The organism is Nocardia altamirensis NBRC 108246, assembly GCF_001612685.1.
In the GTDB taxonomy this organism is placed as follows: Bacteria; Actinomycetota; Actinomycetes; order Mycobacteriales; family Mycobacteriaceae; genus Nocardia; species Nocardia altamirensis.
Genome location: NZ_BDAY01000165.1, coordinates 1 through 1,191, shown reverse-complemented (window position 1 = coordinate 1,191; position 1,191 = coordinate 1). Strand labels below are relative to the sequence as shown.

The 1,191-nt window shown below is 61.4% G+C and carries 1 protein-coding gene; it reads right to left on the bottom strand.

Annotated elements, in window-relative coordinates; genetic code table 11:
• Positions 1-12 precede the first annotated feature (12 nt).
• The coding region (locus NA11_RS43645) for an IS630 family transposase (RefSeq protein ID WP_245746596.1) at positions 13-1,191 on the bottom strand (1,179 nt) is incomplete at its 5' end.

The following is a 1,191-nucleotide window of genomic DNA, read 5'->3' as shown; positions in this document are numbered from 1 at the left end:
GCTAGTGCCTCTTCAAGCAACGTACGGTAGGAAATCGGGTAGCCGGATCTTGGAGTTGACGGCGAAGTCACGTTTGGGTGTGGCGTGTTTGTTGCGCCAGCGGATGTAGGCGCTGATTGCGTCGTCTTGTTCGCCGTGGCTGAGGTGGTCGGTGCCGTTGAGGGCGAAGGCTCGCAGGGCGGCGAACTCGGATTCGATCCAGTTCAACCACGATGAATAGGTCGGCAAGAACACCAGCTCGACGTCGTTGGCGGTGCACCAGTCACGGACGGTTTTGTGCTTGTGCGGGGAGAAGTTGTCGACGATCACATACAGCTTCTCGCCCGGCCAACGCTGGCGCAGACTCTTGAGGAAACCACGGAACTCGCTGGAACGCTTACGATCTCGTATCCGGTAGTAGAGGTTTCCGGTGGCCAGGTCGAGCGCGCCGAACAGGTGCCGCACACCGTGGGTGCGGTGATAGGTCGCCCGGAACCGGCGTGGCCGACGTTTGGGATACCAGCCGCGGCCGGGCCGTGGTTGCAGGTTCAGCGGCCCGAATTCATCGACACTGATCACCCTCCCATCGGCAGGCGGATTGTCGTAGAGGTCGAGGATCCGAGCCATCTTCGCGGCGAACTCGGGATCCTTGCCTGCCTTCCACGTCTTGGTGGCCTGCCACGAAATCCCTTGGGCTTTCAGGATTTTCCGCAGCGTTTCATGGCTGATATCGGCAATCTGGTTGATACGCAGCACTTCCCGCAGTTTCGACAAACTCCACGTCGAGAACGGCCAACCCAGGTCACGGGGGCAGCACCGAGCGATCTGACCGATACGCTCACGCGTCTTCTGATCGGTCTTGCTCGGCCTGCCCCCGCTCCATTTTGGGTCCAGAGCCGCGAAACCCTTCTCGTTGAAATCGTGGATCACTCCACGCACATACCCCTCACTGACCTGCATCAGCTTCGCGATCAACGGCACCGGTTGCCGCTGCGCCGAGGCCATCACCACAATCGCTCGCCGCACCCGAACCGGCGCCTTGCTGCGCTTGGTTATCCGCTGCAACTCCCGACCCTCTTCCGGAGTCACCGCTCTGACAAACACATCCGGCGTTCTCGCCACCGACACCACCTCCACAGGCAGCATCGCCGGTGCCACGCCAACGATCAACCCGCCACCCCGGGCGGCTCGATTACCCAGCCAACCTTTCTT